Annotated in this window: 12 protein-coding genes; 10 read left to right on the forward strand and 2 right to left on the reverse strand. The window is 74.4% G+C overall.

Annotated features, from left to right (window positions below; all coding sequences use genetic code 11):
• Positions 1-10 precede the first annotated feature (10 nt).
• Together WJX68_RS02465 and dnaE are read left to right on the forward strand one after the other, a co-directional pair.
• A complete protein-coding gene (locus WJX68_RS02465) occupies positions 11-733 on the forward strand; it encodes a hypothetical protein (protein ID WP_340285907.1) in 723 nt (240 codons plus the stop codon).
• A gap of 339 nt (positions 734-1,072) precedes the next feature.
• Complete coding sequence (dnaE, locus tag WJX68_RS02470; RefSeq protein WP_340285908.1) at positions 1,073-4,624, forward strand: DNA polymerase III subunit alpha; 3,552 nt, start codon at positions 1,073-1,075, stop codon at positions 4,622-4,624.
• Between the two features lie 27 nt (positions 4,625-4,651).
• Here dnaE and WJX68_RS02475 read toward each other — a convergent pair whose 3' ends face one another.
• Positions 4,652-5,554 (reverse strand): PaaX family transcriptional regulator, encoded by a 903-nt coding sequence (locus WJX68_RS02475; RefSeq protein ID WP_340285909.1) that lies wholly within the window; start codon positions 5,552-5,554, stop codon positions 4,652-4,654.
• A gap of 41 nt (positions 5,555-5,595) precedes the next feature.
• On the opposite strand from WJX68_RS02475, the gene WJX68_RS02480 reads away from it, so the two are divergent.
• From WJX68_RS02480 to bsaP, 7 genes are all read left to right on the forward strand, one after another.
• Positions 5,596-6,936 carry an adenosylmethionine--8-amino-7-oxononanoate transaminase gene (locus WJX68_RS02480; RefSeq protein WP_422785640.1) on the forward strand — a complete coding sequence of 447 codons (1,341 nt, stop codon included), beginning with the start codon at positions 5,596-5,598 and terminating at the stop codon, positions 6,934-6,936.
• Positions 6,937-7,237: 301 nt separating this feature from the next.
• On the forward strand, positions 7,238-9,538 hold the full coding sequence (locus tag WJX68_RS02485; RefSeq protein ID WP_340285910.1) for a SulP family inorganic anion transporter: 2,301 nt from the start codon (positions 7,238-7,240) through the stop codon (positions 9,536-9,538).
• Positions 9,539-9,585: 47 nt separating this feature from the next.
• On the forward strand, positions 9,586-9,969 hold the full coding sequence (locus tag WJX68_RS02490; protein WP_340285911.1) for a thioredoxin family protein: 384 nt from the start codon (positions 9,586-9,588) through the stop codon (positions 9,967-9,969).
• A gap of 78 nt (positions 9,970-10,047) precedes the next feature.
• Positions 10,048-11,199 carry an 8-amino-7-oxononanoate synthase gene (locus tag WJX68_RS02495; RefSeq protein ID WP_340285912.1) on the forward strand — a complete coding sequence of 384 codons (1,152 nt, stop codon included), beginning with the start codon at positions 10,048-10,050 and terminating at the stop codon, positions 11,197-11,199.
• Positions 11,196-11,900 (forward strand): dethiobiotin synthase, encoded by a 705-nt coding sequence (bioD, locus tag WJX68_RS02500; protein WP_340285913.1) that lies wholly within the window; start codon positions 11,196-11,198, stop codon positions 11,898-11,900. The genes WJX68_RS02495 and bioD overlap by 4 nt, the downstream gene beginning before the upstream one ends.
• Positions 11,897-12,904 carry a biotin synthase BioB gene (gene bioB, locus WJX68_RS02505; protein WP_340285914.1) on the forward strand — a complete coding sequence of 336 codons (1,008 nt, stop codon included), beginning with the start codon at positions 11,897-11,899 and terminating at the stop codon, positions 12,902-12,904. Before bioD ends, bioB begins: the two co-directional genes overlap by 4 nt.
• Complete coding sequence (gene bsaP, locus WJX68_RS02510; protein WP_340285915.1) at positions 12,901-13,089, forward strand: biotin synthase auxiliary protein BsaP; 189 nt, start codon at positions 12,901-12,903, stop codon at positions 13,087-13,089. The genes bioB and bsaP overlap by 4 nt, the downstream gene beginning before the upstream one ends.
• Positions 13,090-13,116: 27 nt before the next feature.
• On the opposite strand, the gene WJX68_RS02515 is transcribed toward bsaP, so the two are convergent.
• Positions 13,117-14,154, reverse strand: coding sequence for a zinc-dependent alcohol dehydrogenase family protein (locus WJX68_RS02515; protein ID WP_340285916.1), 1,038 nt, complete (start codon positions 14,152-14,154; stop codon positions 13,117-13,119).
• 81 nt (positions 14,155-14,235) lie between these two features.
• Here WJX68_RS02515 and WJX68_RS02520 point away from each other — a divergent pair, with 81 nt between their 5' ends.
• Positions 14,236-14,781, forward strand: a complete 546-nt coding sequence (locus WJX68_RS02520) for a type II toxin-antitoxin system PemK/MazF family toxin (RefSeq protein WP_340285917.1) — start codon at positions 14,236-14,238, stop codon at positions 14,779-14,781.
• Positions 14,782-14,800: the final 19 nt, after the last annotated feature.

The raw sequence follows: 14,800 nt of genomic DNA on the forward strand, positions 1-14,800 counted from the left end.
CCGGCCCGCGATGACCGGGCTGAGCACCCGCGGCCTGTGGGTCGCGGTCGCCGTGCTGGCCGTGGTGTTCCTCGGTGCGGTCTGGGCGGCCGGGTCCGGCCCGTCCGCCGGCCCGGCGACGGCGACCGGCTCGGTCCGGCTGGGCCCCGAGCCCGGCCAGGACGTCGCCGGCTACCTGGCCTCGCTGCCCGCGCAGCTCCCGCCGCCCGGGCCCGCGGTGCCCGCACTCGTGCAGCTCGCCCGCCCGCTGAGCACGACCGGCGCGGCCGCGGCGGCCGCCGGGACGCAGGTGCGGACCGCGGTGTTCCGGGTGCCGCTGGAGCGCGTGCAGACCGCGCTGCGCTTCGAGCAGGTCACCGGCACCGGGGACCCGGCCGCCGCGCTGGGCGTCGCGCTCGGGCGGGCCGCCTTCACCGCCGACGCGGATGCCGGCCGGGCCGCCCGCGACGCCGCGGGCGCGGCCACCCCGCAGGCCCGCGCCGCGTTCGAGCGGCGGGCCGCCGTCGCCGCCGCCGAGCACCGGGCGCTCACCGGCCCGGACTGCGCGTGCGTGATCGCGCTGGTCGTGACGGCCGACCGGGCCGGGCTCGACGCCGTCGCCGCCCGCGACGCGGTGCGCGCGGTGCAGGCCGCCCCGCCGGGCACCACCGTCGGGGAGCTGGCGCTCTCGCCGCTGCTGCCCGGGCAGACCGTCACCGCGAGCCCCCCGCCCGACGACGGCCCGGTGCCCTGAGCACCCCGTCGCCGGGCACGCCCCGCGGGCCGCGCGACACGCCACCGTCGCGGGTGGACGGGGCATGAGCAGGAGCGACGCCCCGGCCCGATCGTGGCCCGCCGCCGTCGCCGGGACTGTCGGACCCCACCGTTAGTCTGGAGCCCGCACCGACCGCCGGGGGCCTCCGGGCCCACGCAGGGTCCCGGTACCGGACGTGCGGGCCCCGCCAGGCCCCGCGGCCGTCACCGGCATCCCGCCGGCCGGCCGGTGCGGGAGCACGGCACGCCCGGTGGGCGTGCGGCACGCCGGAGAGGTCCGCGCCGTCCCAGCGGTGCGGGGGAGGAGCGCGGAACACACATGGCTGGTGCCGGAACCAAGGCGGGCTCCTTCGTCCATCTCCACACCCACACCGAGTTCTCGATGCTCGACGGGGCCGCCCGGCTCGACGACCTGTTCTCCGAGGCCGCCAAGCACGAGATGCCGGCCATCGCGATGACCGACCACGGCAACGTGTACGGCGCGTTCGAGTTCTGGCGCAAGGCCAAGGCCCACGACATCAAGCCGATCATCGGCATGGAGGGCTACCTGGCGCCCGGGTCGCGCCACGAGCGCAAGCGGACCGCGCTGGGCAACGGGTCGGAGAACAACCCCGACCTCATGTACACCCACATGACGCTGCTCGCCGAGACCACCGAGGGGATGCACAACCTCTTCCGGCTCTCCTCGCTGGCCAGCCTCGAGGGGTACTACTACAAGCCCCGCATGGACCGCGAGCTGCTCGAGAAGTACGGCAAGGGCCTGATCGCGACGACCGGCTGCCCGTCCGGCGAGGTCGCGCGGCTGCTGCAGCAGAACGACTTCGACGCCGCCTGCCAGGCCGCGAGCGACTACCGCGACATCTTCGGGAAGGACAACTTCTTCCTGGAGCTCATGGACCACGGCATCGAGATCGAGAAGCGGGTCCAGGAGGACCTGTTCCGGCTCAAGGACAAGCTCGGCCTGCCGGGGCTCGCGACCAACGACCTGCACTACACCTACCCGGACGACACCAAGGCGCACGAGGTGCTCCTGTGCGTGCAGACGGGCAAGACCCTCGCCGACCCGAACCGCTTCAAGTTCGACGCGCAGGACTTCTACCTCAAGTCCGCCGCCGAGATGCGTGACCTGTGGGACCCGATCCACCCCGAGGCCTGCGACAACACGCTGCTCGTCGCGGAGCGGTGCAACATCGAGTTCACCACCGGCCAGGACCTGCAGCCCAAGGCGCCGGTCCCCGAGGGCGAGACCGAGGAGTCCTGGCTGATCAAGGAGGTCGAGCGGGGGCTGCACGCCCGGTTCCCGAACGGCGTCACCGAGCGCTACCGCGAGCAGGCGAACTACGAGGTCGGCGTCATCATCAAGATGGGCTACCCCGGCTACTTCCTGGTGACCGCGGACCTCATCCAGCACGCCAAGTCGGTCGGCATCCGCTGCGGCCCCGGCCGCGGCTCGGCGGCCGGCTCGCTGGTCGCCTACGTCCTGGGCATCACCGACCTCGACCCGATCCGGCACAAGCTGATCTTCGAGCGGTTCCTGAACCCGGACCGCGTCTCCATGCCCGACATCGACATGGACTTCGACGACCGGCGCCGCGGCGAGATGATCCGCTACACCACCGAGAAGTACGGCGAGGACCGGATCGCCCAGATCATCACCTACTCCACGATCAAGGCGAAGGCCGCGATCAAGGACTCGGCGCGGGTGCTCTACGGCCAGCCCGGCTACTCCGTCGCCGACCGCATCTCCAAGGCGATGCCGCCCGCGGTGATGGGCAAGGACATCCCGCTGTCGGGGATCTTCGACCCGTCGCACAAGCGCTACTCCGAGGCCACCGAGGTCCGCGCCCTCTACGAGGCCGACCCGCAGGTCAAGGAGATCATCGACACCGCCCGCGGCCTGGAGGGCCTCAAGCGGCAGTGGGGCGTGCACGCCGCCGGCGTGATCATGTCCTCGACCCCGCTGATCGACGTCATCCCGATCCAGCGGCGCGAGTCCGACGGCGCGATCATCACCCAGTTCGACATGGGTGTGTGCGAGACCATCGGGCTGCTGAAGATGGACTTCCTGGGGCTGCGCAACCTCACCATCCTCGACGACGCCCTGGAGAACATCACCCTCAACGGCAAGCCCGAGGTCGACCTCGACCACCTCGAGCTCGACGACCGCAGGACCTACGAGCTGCTCTCGCGCGGCGACACGCTCGGGGTGTTCCAGCTCGACGGCGGCCCGATGCGCGACCTGCTGCGCCGCATGGCGCCCAGCGAGTTCGAGCACATCTCCGCGGTCGGCGCGCTGTACCGCCCGGGCCCGATGGGCGCGAACGCGCACAACGACTACGCCGACCGCAAGAACGGCCGCCAGGAGATCACGCCGATCCACCCCGAGCTCGCCGAGCCGCTGCGCGACGTCCTCGGCGAGACCTTCGGCCTGATCGTCTACCAGGAACAGGTCATGTCGATCGCGCAGGTGCTGGCGGGCTACTCGCTCGGCCAGGCGGACCTGCTCCGCCGCGCGATGGGCAAGAAGAAGAAGGAGATCCTGGACAAGGAGTACGCCGGCTTCGCCCAGGGCATGAAGGACAACGGCTACTCCGAGAACGCGATCACGACGCTCTGGGACATCCTGCTGCCGTTCTCCGACTACGCGTTCAACCGCGCGCACTCCGCGGCCTACGGCGTCGTCTCCTACTGGACGGCCTACCTCAAGGCGAACTACCCGGCCGAGTACATGGCCGCGGTGCTCACCAGCGTCCGCGACGACAAGGACAAGGCCGCGGTCTACCTGGCGGAGTGCCGCCGCATGGGCCTGAGCGTGCTGCCGCCCGACGTCAACGACTCGGTCCGCAACTTCGCCCCGGTCGGCGACGACATCCGCTTCGGCCTCGGCGGCATCCGCAACGTCGGCCACAACGTCGTCGACGCGATCGTCGCGGCCCGGCGGGAGAAGGGGAACTTCGTCGACTTCTCCGACTTCCTGCGCAAGGTCGACGCGGTCGTCTGCAACAAGAAGGTCGTCGAGTCGCTGATCAAGGCGGGTGCGTTCGACTCGCTCGGGCACTCCCGCAAGGGCCTGCTGCTGGTGCACGCCGACGCGATCGACGCGGTGATGAGCACCAAGAAGGCCGCGTCGATGGGCCAGTTCGACCTGTTCGGGTCGCTGGAGGGACCGGGCGAGGGCGACGGCGACGGCGGGCTCGGCGGGATCTTCGACGTGAAGGTCTCGGACGAGGAGTGGGACACCAAGCACAAGCTCGCCGTCGAGCGGGAGATGCTGGGCCTCTACGTCTCCGGGCACCCGCTGCAGGGCCTGGAGCAGGCCCTCGCCGCGAAGTCCGACACCTCGATCGCCGACATCGTCGAGGGCACCGTCGCCGAGGGGGCGCAGGTCACCGTCGGCGGCATCCTCGCCAACGTCAACCGCCGGGTGAACAAGAACGGCGAGCCGTGGGCCTCGGCGCAGATCGAGGACCTCGCGGGCGGGATCGAGGTGCTGTTCTTCCCGCGGGCCTACCAGGTCGTCGGCGTCGACGTCGCCGAGGACGCGATCGTGCTGGTCAAGGCCCGGGTCAACAAGCGCGACGACCGCGTCTCCCTGATCGCCAACGACCTCGCCGTCCCCGAGCTCGCCACCGGCGAGGCCGGGCTGCCGATCCGGGTCAGCCTGCGGACCGACCAGTGCACCCCCGAGCGCGTGGCGAAGCTCAAGGAGGTGCTGACCCACCACCCGGGGACCTCCGAGGTGCACCTGTCGCTGGTCTACGGCAGCAAGGTCACCGCGCTACGCCTCGACGACTCGCTCAAGGTCATGCACACCTCCGCGCTGATGGGCGACCTGAAGGCGCTGCTCGGCCCGGGCTGCCTGGGCGGCTGAGCGGGCGGGGCGTGCGGCCGGGCGGGCTCAGGGCCGCCCGGCCAGCTCCGCCCAGGCGGCGCGGGCGGGGGCGTCCCACCGCCCGTACAGGGTGGTGTACCGCTGCGCCGCCCGCGACCCGGCCCAGGCCGGCGGGAGCAGCTCGGCGGGCAGCTCCGGGTCGAGGAACGGGAAGCGCCGCCAGGCGTGGACCAGCCGGACCTGGCGGGCGAGCACCGCGTCGGCGGCCGGGGCGGCGGGGGCGTCGGCAGCGGGGGCGTCGGCGGTGAGGGCGGGGCCGAACTCGTCGAGGAACTCGGAGTAGGCGCGCTCGACGACGTCGAGATCCCACGCCTGCGCGACGACGTCGGCGGGGCGGCCGATGCCGCCGTAGTGCCCGACGAAGGAGTACCCGGCGGCGCCGAGGTCCAGCTCGTCGAGGACCGCGGCGACCCGGGACTCCTTGCCCGGGTCGGGGCTGACCCACACACCCGGGGCGGGGGAGCCGAGCCCGGCCCAGGCGAGCCGGGTGCGCAGCCGGTGCCGCAGCCGTCGCCGCGACTCGGGGACCGAGGCGAGCAGCACCAGCCAGCGGCCGTCCCACTCGGCGGCGGGGCGGCCGAAGCCGTAGATGCGGGCGGCGCCGTCGGACAGCAGCCGCGCCCCGTCGGGGGTGAGCGACCAGCGGACGCGGCGGCCGTCGCGGTCGGAGCTCAGCAGCCCCTCGGCGGCGGTGCGGGCCAGCGCCTGACGGGCCGACTTGGCCTCCACCCCGAGCGAGCCCAGCACGTCGAGCAGCGCGCGGGTCCACACCGGCTCCCCGGCCGGGAGCACGAACTCGCCGAGCACGGTGAGCAGCAGCGACCGCGCGGAGGTCTGCCCGAGCTCGCGGCGCCGCAGCGCCGACCCGTCGGGCCCCTCCGGCTCGTACACGGAGTCGGGCGTGGCCATGGTCGGGCCAGCCTAGAGGGTCGGCACTACGGTGGTGACCCGTGACCGCTGCCGGGACGGGCCCCCACGACCCCACGCGCCGCCCGCACGAGGCCCCGCGCGACACGGCGTCGCTGCTGGCCACCGACCGCGAGCACGTCTGGCACCCCTACGCGCCGATGCCGGCCGTGCAGACGCCGATCGTCGTCGAGTCGGCGCAGGGCGTGCGGCTGCGGCTGCCCGACGGGCGCGAGCTCGTCGACGGCATGTCCTCGTGGTGGTCGGCGATCCACGGCTACCGCCATCCCCGCCTGGACGCCGCGGTGACCGGCCAGCTGGGCCGGATGAGCCACGTGATGTTCGGCGGGCTGACCCACGGCCCCGCCGTCGACCTGGCCCGGCTGCTCGTCGAGATCTCGCCCGAGGGGCTGGAGCACGTGTTCCTCGCCGACTCCGGGTCGGTGTCGGTCGAGGTCGCCATCAAGATGTGCCTGCAGTACTGGCGCTCGCGCGGGCGCCCGGGCAAGCACCGGCTGATGACGTGGCGGCGCGGCTACCACGGCGACACCTTCGGCGCGATGAGCGTGTGCGACCCCGACGGCGGCATGCACTCGCTGTGGTCGGACGTGCTGCCCCGCCAGGTGTTCGCCGACGCCCCGCCGGAGGACTTCTCCCACGACTACGTCGCCCACCTCGCCGAGCTGGTCGAGACGCACGCGGACGAGCTGGCCGCCGTCGTCGTCGAGCCGGTGGTGCAGGGCGCCGGGGGCATGCGCTTCCACGACCCCCGCTACCTGCACGTGCTGCGCGAGCTCTGCCACGCCCACGACGTGCTGCTCGTCTTCGACGAGATCGCCACCGGCTTCGGCCGCACCGGGGAGCTGTTCGCCGCCGACCACGCCGGCGTCGCCCCGGACGTGATGTGCGTCGGCAAGGCGCTGACCGGGGGCTACCTGACGATGGCGGCGACCCTGTGCAGCGGGCGGGTCGCACGCGGCATCACCGAGGGCGAGGCCGGTGTGCTCATGCACGGGCCGACGTTCATGGGCAACCCGCTCGCGGCGGCCGTCGCGCACGCCTCGGTGTCGCTGCTGCTCGAGCGCGACTGGCGGCGCGAGGTGAAGGCCGTCGCCGCCGGCCTGCGCGCGGGCCTGGCGCCCGCCCGGTCGCTGCCCGGCGTCCGGGAGGTCCGCATCCTCGGTGCGATCGGTGTCGTCGAGACGACCGAGGAGATCGACCTCGGCGCGGCGACGGCGGCGGCGGTGCTCGCCGGGGTCTGGCTGCGGCCCTTCCGCAACCTCGTCTACGCGATGCCGCCGTTCGTCTGCACCCGCGACGACGTCGCGCTGATCACCGCGGGGATGCGCGCCGCGGTGCTCGCCGGCGCCCGCGGCCCGCGCTGACCCGGGGCCCGGCCGGGCGTCCGCGGTGACCCCGGCCACCGGGTCGGGCGAATTCCGCTGTGATCCACGACACGTTACGCAGGGGTGAACACCGCTGACCGGGCGTTTCGTCGCGGACGTCCGAGACGATGAGAAGTGCTCTCATCAAGATCCGTTTCCGTGGTCCTGGTGAAACGGCGTGGACCGGTCGCATTCGGCGGCCGGGCTCCCGCCCGCTCCGCGGTCGCCGTCGCGACCCGAACGCCCTGTCGACCGCACCGTCGCGGTCCGGCACCCCCACGGACCGAGTACGGAGGATCCGGTGCAGACGCACAGTCACTCCAGCAACAACAGCCCCGCCAACACCACCAGTCCCGTGAGCGCCACCGGCGAGCACGAGCACGCGCCCGCCGAGTCCGGCCGCGGGGAGCACTCGCCGCCCCCCGGCGGTCTCGTCGCCCGCCTGTTCCCGCACGCCAGGGCGGACCTGTCCGCCTCGATCGTCGTGTTCCTCGTCGCGGTGCCGCTCTCGCTCGGCATCGCCGTCGCGTCCGGCGCCCCGATCCTCGCCGGCCTGGTCGCCGCGGTCGTCGGCGCCGTCGTCGCCGGGCTGCTCGGTGGTTCGAAGCTGCAGGTCTCCGGCCCGGCCGCCGGTCTGACGGTGATCGTCGCCGAGCTCGTCAACACCTTCGGCTGGCAGGTCACCACGCTGATCACCGCCGGCGCCGGCGTGCTCCAGATCGTCTTCGGGCTCACGAAGCTCTCGCGCTTCGCCCAGGCGATCCCGCCCGCCGTCGTGCACGGCATGCTCGCCGGCATCGGCGCCACCATCGCGCTCGGCCAGCTGAACGTCGTGTTCGGCGGGCGGGCCCAGACCGGCGGCGTCAACTCGATCGCCGCGCTCCCGGGCGCGGTCGCGGCCGTGTCCTGGCCCGCGCTGCTGCTCGGCGGCATCGTCATCGCGATCATGCTGACCTGGTCGAAGCTGCCCGGGAAGGTGACCGTCGTCCCGGCCGCGCTGGTCGCCGTCGTCACCGCCACCGTCGTCTCGCTGGCCTTCGCCGACGTCACCCGGGTCGAGCTGGGGGGCTCGCTCCTGGACGCGCTGTCGCTGCCGTCGCTGCCGGAGTCGAACTGGGGCGGGGTGCTGGTCGGCATGCTGACCGTCGCGCTGATCGCCAGCGTCGAGTCGCTGCTGTCCGCCGTCGCCGTGGAGCGGATGCGCCCGGGCCTGCGCACCGACACCGACCGCGAGCTTCTCGGCCAGGGCGCCGCCAACACCGTCTCCGGCATGATCGGCGGCCTGCCGATCACCGGTGTCATCGTCCGCTCGGCCGCGAACGTCACCGCCGGCGCGCAGACCCGCGCCTCGGCCGTGCTGCACGGCGTGTGGATCGCCCTGTTCGCGATCGTGCTGATCGGCGTCATCGAGCTCATCCCGATGGCCGCACTGGCCGGGCTGCTGGTGATGATGGGTGTCGGGCTGGTCAAGCCCGCCGACGTGCGCACCGCCCGCGAGCACGGCGAGCTGCCGGTCTACGCCGCCACCCTCGCCGGTGTGGTGTTCCTGAACCTGCTCGAGGGCGTCGTCATCGGCCTCGTGCTGGCCGGGCTGCTGCTGCTCTGGCGCGCGGTGCGGTCCCGCCCGCACCTGGAGCAGGCCGACGACGGCTCCTGCGAGCTCGTCGTCGAGGGCTCGCTGAGCTTCCTCGCCGTCCCGCGCCTGTCCCGCGAGCTCGCCGCGGTGCCGCACGGCTGCGACGTGACCGTCCGGCTCGTCACCGACTACCTCGACCACGCCGCCTACGACCACCTGCTCGCCTGGAAGGCCCGCCACGAGGGCACCGGCGGCACCGTCACCGTCATCGAGCCCGACCAGGCACGGCGCAGCACCCCGCCGGGCGCCCGCTTCCTGGCCTGGGGCGAGTGGCAGCAGAAGGACGCCGACCGCGCGGCGGCCGGGCCGCTGATGGCCGGGGTCGCGGCGTACCACGAGAACACCTCCGAGGCGATCCGCCCGACCATGACCGGTCTGGCCGAGGGGCAGGCGCCGTCCGCGATGATGATCACCTGCGCGGACTCGCGGGTCGTGCCGCACGTCATCACCCACAGCGGCCCGGGCGACGTGTTCACCGTGCAGAACGTCGGCAACCTCGCCTGCGGCCCGGGTACCGCGGCCGCCGTCGAGTTCGCCACCGACTCGCTCGGGGTCCCGCTGGTCGCGGTCTGCGGCCACTCCGGCTGCGGCGCGATGAAGGGCCTGCTCGCCGGGGCCGCGGGCACCGACAGCGCGCTCGGCGCGTGGCTGCTGGAGGCCCGACCGGTGCTGCGCGCGTTCGAGTCCGGGCACCCGGTCGCCGCCGCCGCCGAGCGCGACGGCTTCGAGCGCTGCGACCAGCTGGCCATGGTCAACGTCGCGATGCAGCTCGACATGCTGCGCGCCCAGGAGTCCGGCGCCGAGGTGCTCGGGCTGTTCTACGACATCCGCACCGCCCGCGTGCTGGTGCTCGACGAGCAGGAGCAGCGTTTCGTGGAGCCGCGGCCCGACAGCGCCGTCGCCGGCTCCGGCCTGGACCGCATCGCCGCCGGTCACGGCCACGTCGCCGCGACGACGCCGGTCTGAGCCGGGCACCGGGAACAATCCGCGCCCACGACGTCGTTGGAGACCGTATGGCCACCGTGGAACTGACCACCGACAACTTCAACGACGTCGTGGGCGCGCCCGGGACGACCGTTCTCATCGACTTCTGGGCGTCCTGGTGCGGCCCCTGCACGCAGTTCGCGCCCGTCTACGACGCCGCGTCCGACAAGCACCAGGACATCACCTTCGGCAAGGTCGACACCGAGGCCCAGCAGGACCTGGCCGGAGCGTTCGGGATCTCCTCGATCCCGACCGTGATGGCCGTCCGCGACGGCGTGGTGCTCTACTCCGAGCCGGGCGCGCTGCCCGCCGAGGCGCTCGAGGACCTGATCGGCCAGGTGAAGGCCGTGGACATGGACGAGGTGCGCGCCGCCGTCGCCGAGCAGGAGAAGCAGCAGGGCGAGCAGGCCTGACGCACGGCGTCACCGCGACACCCACGGGCCCCGCACACCGCACGGTGTGCGGGGCCCGCCCGCGCCTAGGGTGTGGACGTGACCGCAGGCCCCCTGTCCTGGCTCGACGACCACGCGCAGCGCCGCACCGAGGCCGGGCTGCGGCGTCGGCTGCGCCCGCGCGGGCCCGGCGACGACCCGGTGCTCGACCTGGCCGGCAACGACTACCTCGGCCTCGCGACCGACCCGCGGGTCGTCGCCGGCGGTGTCGAGGCCCTGCGGGCCTGGGGCGCGGGCTCGACCGGGTCGCGCCTGGTCACCGGGTCGACGACGCTGCACCGCGAGCTGGAGACCGAGCTGGCCGGCTTCTGCGGCTTCGACGACGCGCTCGTGTTCTCCTCCGGCTACACCGCCAACCTCGGGGTGGTCACCGCGCTGAGCGGGCCCGGCGCGCTGGTCGTGTCCGACGCCGCGTCGCACGCCTCGCTGGTCGACGCCTGCCGGCTGTCGCGGGCCCGCGTCGTGGTCGTGCCGCACGCCGACCCGGACGCGGTCGCCACGGCGCTCGCCGCGCGGACCGAGGCCCGGGCCCTGGTCGTCACCGACTCGGTCGGGTCCGCCGACGGCGACCTCGCCCCGCTGACCGCGCTGCACCGGGCCTGCCGCGAGCACGGCGCCGTCCTGCTCGCCGACGAGGCGCACGGCCTCGGGGTCCGCGGGCCGGGCGGGCGCGGCCTGCTCGCCGAGACCGGGCTGGCCGGGGCCGACGACGTCGTCGCCACCGTCACCCTGTCCAAGGCGCTGGGCAGCCAGGGCGGTGCGGTGCTGGGGCCGGCCCCGGTGATCGCGCACCTGGTCGACACCGCCCGCAGCTTCATCTTCGACACCGGGCTGGCCCCGGCCCCCACCGGATCGGCGCTGGCCGCGCTGCGGGTGCTCGCGAGCGAGCCCGGGCGGGCCGCGGACGTGCTGCGGGTGGCCGGCGCGCTGGCCGGGGCCGCGGGTGCCGGGGTGCCGGTGTCAGCCGTCGTCCCGGTGGTGCTGGGCGAGCCGGCGCCCGCGCTCGCCGCGGCGGCCGCCTGCCTGGAGCGCGGGGTGCGGATCGGGTGCTTCCGGCCGCCGTCGGTGCCGGCGGGCACCTCGCGGCTGCGCCTGACCGCCCGCGCCGGGCTCACCGACGCCGAGCTGGACCACGCGGCGACCGTCCTGCGCGAGGTGCTGGCGCAGGTCCGGGACGGGGTGCGGGCGTGAGCGGGCGCTGCGTCGTCGTCAGCGGGACCGGGACCGAGGTCGGCAAGACCGTCGCCACCGCGGCGCTCGCCGCCGTCGCCGTCGCGGCGGGGGAGCGGGTCGCGGTGCTCAAGCCCGCGCAGACCGGTGTCGGCCCGGACGAGCCCGGCGACGCCGCCGCCGTCGCCGCGCTGGTGCCCGGCGTGACCACCGACGAGCTGGCCCGCTACCCCGACCCGCTGGCCCCGGCGACCGCGGCGCGACGGGCCGGGCTGGCCCCGGTGACGCCGGCCGCGGCCGCCCACCGGGCCACCGAGCTGGCCCGCGAGCACGACCTCGTGCTGGTCGAGGGCGCCGGCGGGCTGCTGGTCCACCTCGACGACGACGGCGGCACCGTCGCCGACGTCGCCCGCCTGCTCGGGGCGCCCGTGGTCGTCGTCGCCGCGGCCGGGCTCGGCACCCTCAACCACACCGCCCTGACCGTGGAGGCGCTGCGCGCGCGGGGGCTCGGCTGCGCCGGCGTCGTCGTCGGGGCCTGGCCGGACACGCCCGACCTCGCGGCGCGCTGCAACCTCGCCGACCTGCCCGCGACGAGCGGCGCCCCGCTGCTCGGTGCGCTGCCGGCGGGCCTCGGCGGCGCCGCTCCGGAGCGGTTCGCCTCCGTTGCGTGGCACACACTGGGTCCCGTACCGGTCGGACGCTGGCAGGATGCCGGATCATGACGACCGCCCGGACCGACGTCCTCACCGTCGCGCGCGACCAGGTCCTCGAGCAGGGACGCGGCCTCACCGTCGCGCAGGTGCGCGAGGTGCTCGACCTGCCCGACGACCGTCTCGACGACCTGCTCGAGCTGGCCCACGACGTGCGGATGCGCTGGTGCGGACCCGAGGTCGAGGTCGAGGGCATCATCTCGCTCAAGACCGGCGGGTGCCCCGAGGACTGCCATTTCTGCTCGCAGTCCGGGCTGTTCGCCTCGCCGGTGCGCTCGGCCTGGCTCGACATCCCGATGCTCGTCGAGGCGGCCAAGCAGACCGCGAAGACCGGCGCGACCGAGTTCTGCATCGTCGCCGCCGTCCGCGGCCCGGACGAGCGCCTGATGGCCCAGGTCGCCGCGGGCATCCAGGCGATCAAGGACGAGCTCGACATCAACATCGCCTGCTCGCTGGGGATGCTGACCGCCGAGCAGGTCGACGCGCTCGCCGCGATGGGCGTGCACCGCTACAACCACAACCTCGAGACCGCGCGCAGCCACTTCCCGAACGTCGTCACCACCCACACCTGGGAGGAGCGCTGGGAGACCCTGCGCATGGTGCGCGAGGCCGGGATGGAGGTGTGCTGCGGCGGGATCGTCGGGATGGGCGAGACGCTCGACCAGCGCGCCGAGTTCGCCGGGCAGCTGGCCGAGCTGGAGCCCGACGAGGTCCCGCTCAACTTCCTCAACCCGCGCCCGGGCACCCCGTTCGGCGAGCTGGAGCCGATGTCGGGCCCGGACGCGCTGCGCACCGTCGCCGCGTTCCGGCTCGCGCTGCCGCGCACGATCCTGCGCTTCGCGGGCGGGCGCGAGATCACCCTCGGGGACCTGGGCGCCCGCAAGGGCCTGCTCGGCGGGATCAACGCCGTCATCGTCGGGAACTACCTGACGACGCTGGGCCGCCCGGCCGAGTCCGACATCGACCTGCTCGGCGAGCTGCAGATGCCGATCAAGGCCCTGAACGACACGCTGTGAGCGCGGCGTTCTGCGACCAGTGCGGGGACCCGGCGGACGCGCCGGGCCACCCGCGCTGCGCCGCGCGCCGCGAGCTGGAGCCGCCCCGGTTCTGCCCGGACTGCGCGCGCCGGATGGTCGTGCAGGTGGACCCGGTCGGCTGGACGGCGCGCTGCAGCCGCCACGGCGAGCTCACCTCGTCCTGACCGGCCGGGGCCGCGGGCGGCTCCCGGTCAGGGTGCGATCAGGACCTTGAGCGCCTCGCGGTCGTTCATGGCGCGGTAGCCGTCGGGGACCTCGTCCAGGCCGATGGTGCGGTCGAACACCCGGCCCGGCCGGACCCGCCCCTCCAGCACGTCGGGCAGCAGCTCCTCGATGTAGGCGCGCGCCGGGGCGACGCCGCCGTGCACGCCGACGTTGCGCATGAACGAGCCGACGCCCAGCGGGATGTCGGTGTACTGGGAGACCCCGACCCGGCCGACGAGCCTGCCGTCCCTGGTCACCTCGATCGCGGTGCGGATCGCCTCGGCGTACCCGACGCACTCCAGCGCGGCGTCGACGCCGTCGCCGCCGGTCAGCTCGCGTACCCGCTCGACCGCCTCGTCGCCGCGTTCGGGCACGACGTCGGTCGCGCCGAACTCGCGGCCCAGGTCGGTGCGGGCGGTGTGCCGGCCGAGCAGGATGATGCGCTCGGCGCCGAGGCGCTTCGCGGCGAGCACCGCGCACAGACCGACCGCGCCGTCGCCGACGACGGCCACGGTGTCCCCGCGCCGCACCCGCGCGGAGACCGCGGCGTGGTGACCGGTGGGGAACACGTCGGACAGCGTGAGCATCGAGGCGAGCAGCGCGTCGTCGGGCTCGCCCGGCATCGGGACGAGCGTGCCGTCGGCGAACGGGACGCGGACGGCCTCGCCCTGGCCCCCGTCGGTGCCGTCGGACCCCCAGCCGCCGCCGTGCCGGCAGGAGGTCTGCAGCCCCTGCGCACAGAGGTCGCAGGTGTTGTCGGCCCACACGAACGGCGCGACGACCAGCTGGCCGACCCGGCGCTCGCGCACCCCGGACCCGACCTCCTCGACCACGCCGAGGAACTCGTGGCCGATGCGGTTGCCCTCCGCGGAGTCCTCCGCGGCGTTGTAGGGCCACAGGTCGCTGCCGCAGATGCACGAGCGGAGCACGCGCACGACGGCGTCGGTGTCGTCGCGCAGCCGCGGGTCGGGGACGTCGGACGAGACCCGGACGTCGTGCCTGCCGTGGATCAGGGTGGCCTTCATGGCGGGCGGTTTCCCGGATGCGCACCCGTTCATGCGTGCCCGGTCGCGGTGACGTGCCGCACGTGCGGCAGGCTGGGCGCCATGGCGATCAACTGGGGCTCGGTGCTGCGCAAGGCGGCGGACCTGGCGATGCAGGTGCTGAAGGACTCGCAGAAGCAGGGCGGGCAGCAGGGGGACGGGCAGCGTGGCGCGGCGTCCGGCCCGCGTCCCGGACCGCCCGCGACGGCCGGCCGGGTGCGCACCGCGCCCACCGCGGAGCGGGCCCGCGAGATCGCCTACGCCCCGGAGCCGGACGGCGCCGCGGACCCCGGCGAGATCGTCTGGACCTGGGTGCCCTACGAGGAGGACGCGAGCCAGGGCAAGGACCGGCCGCTGCTGGTCGTCGGGCGGTCGGGGTCCGAGCTGCTCGGGCTGATGCTGTCCAGCCAGGACAAGCGTGCGCACGACCCGGACTGGGTCGGCATCGGCTCGGGCGCCTGGGACCGCGAGGGCCGCGACTCCTTCATCCGGCTCGACCGGGTGCTGGAGGTGGCCGAGCACGGCATCCGCCGCGAGGGAGCGGTGCTGGACCGGGCGCGCTTCGACCGGGTCGCGGGCGAGCTGCGGTCGCGCTACGGCTGGCGCTGAATCCCGGTGGCGGTCGCGG

This window comes from Pseudonocardia spirodelae, from assembly GCF_037727765.1.
Classification (GTDB): Bacteria; Actinomycetota; Actinomycetes; order Mycobacteriales; family Pseudonocardiaceae; genus Pseudonocardia; species Pseudonocardia spirodelae.

Bases quoted from the DNA above. Each gene is read 5' to 3' on its own strand.
- WJX68_RS02465 (WP_340285907.1), top strand. From the start codon at position 11: ATGACCGGGCTGAGCACCCGCGGCCTGTGGGTCGCGGTCGCCGTGCTG.
- dnaE (WP_340285908.1), top strand. From the start codon at position 1,073: ATGGCTGGTGCCGGAACCAAGGCGGGCTCCTTCGTCCATCTCCACACC.
- WJX68_RS02475 (WP_340285909.1), bottom strand. From the start codon at position 5,554: ATGGCCACGCCCGACTCCGTGTACGAGCCGGAGGGGCCCGACGGGTCG.
- WJX68_RS02490 (WP_340285911.1), top strand. From the start codon at position 9,586: ATGGCCACCGTGGAACTGACCACCGACAACTTCAACGACGTCGTGGGC.
- bioB (WP_340285914.1), top strand. From the start codon at position 11,897: ATGACGACCGCCCGGACCGACGTCCTCACCGTCGCGCGCGACCAGGTC.
- WJX68_RS02515 (WP_340285916.1), bottom strand. From the start codon at position 14,154: ATGAAGGCCACCCTGATCCACGGCAGGCACGACGTCCGGGTCTCGTCC.
- WJX68_RS02520 (WP_340285917.1), top strand. From the start codon at position 14,236: ATGGCGATCAACTGGGGCTCGGTGCTGCGCAAGGCGGCGGACCTGGCG.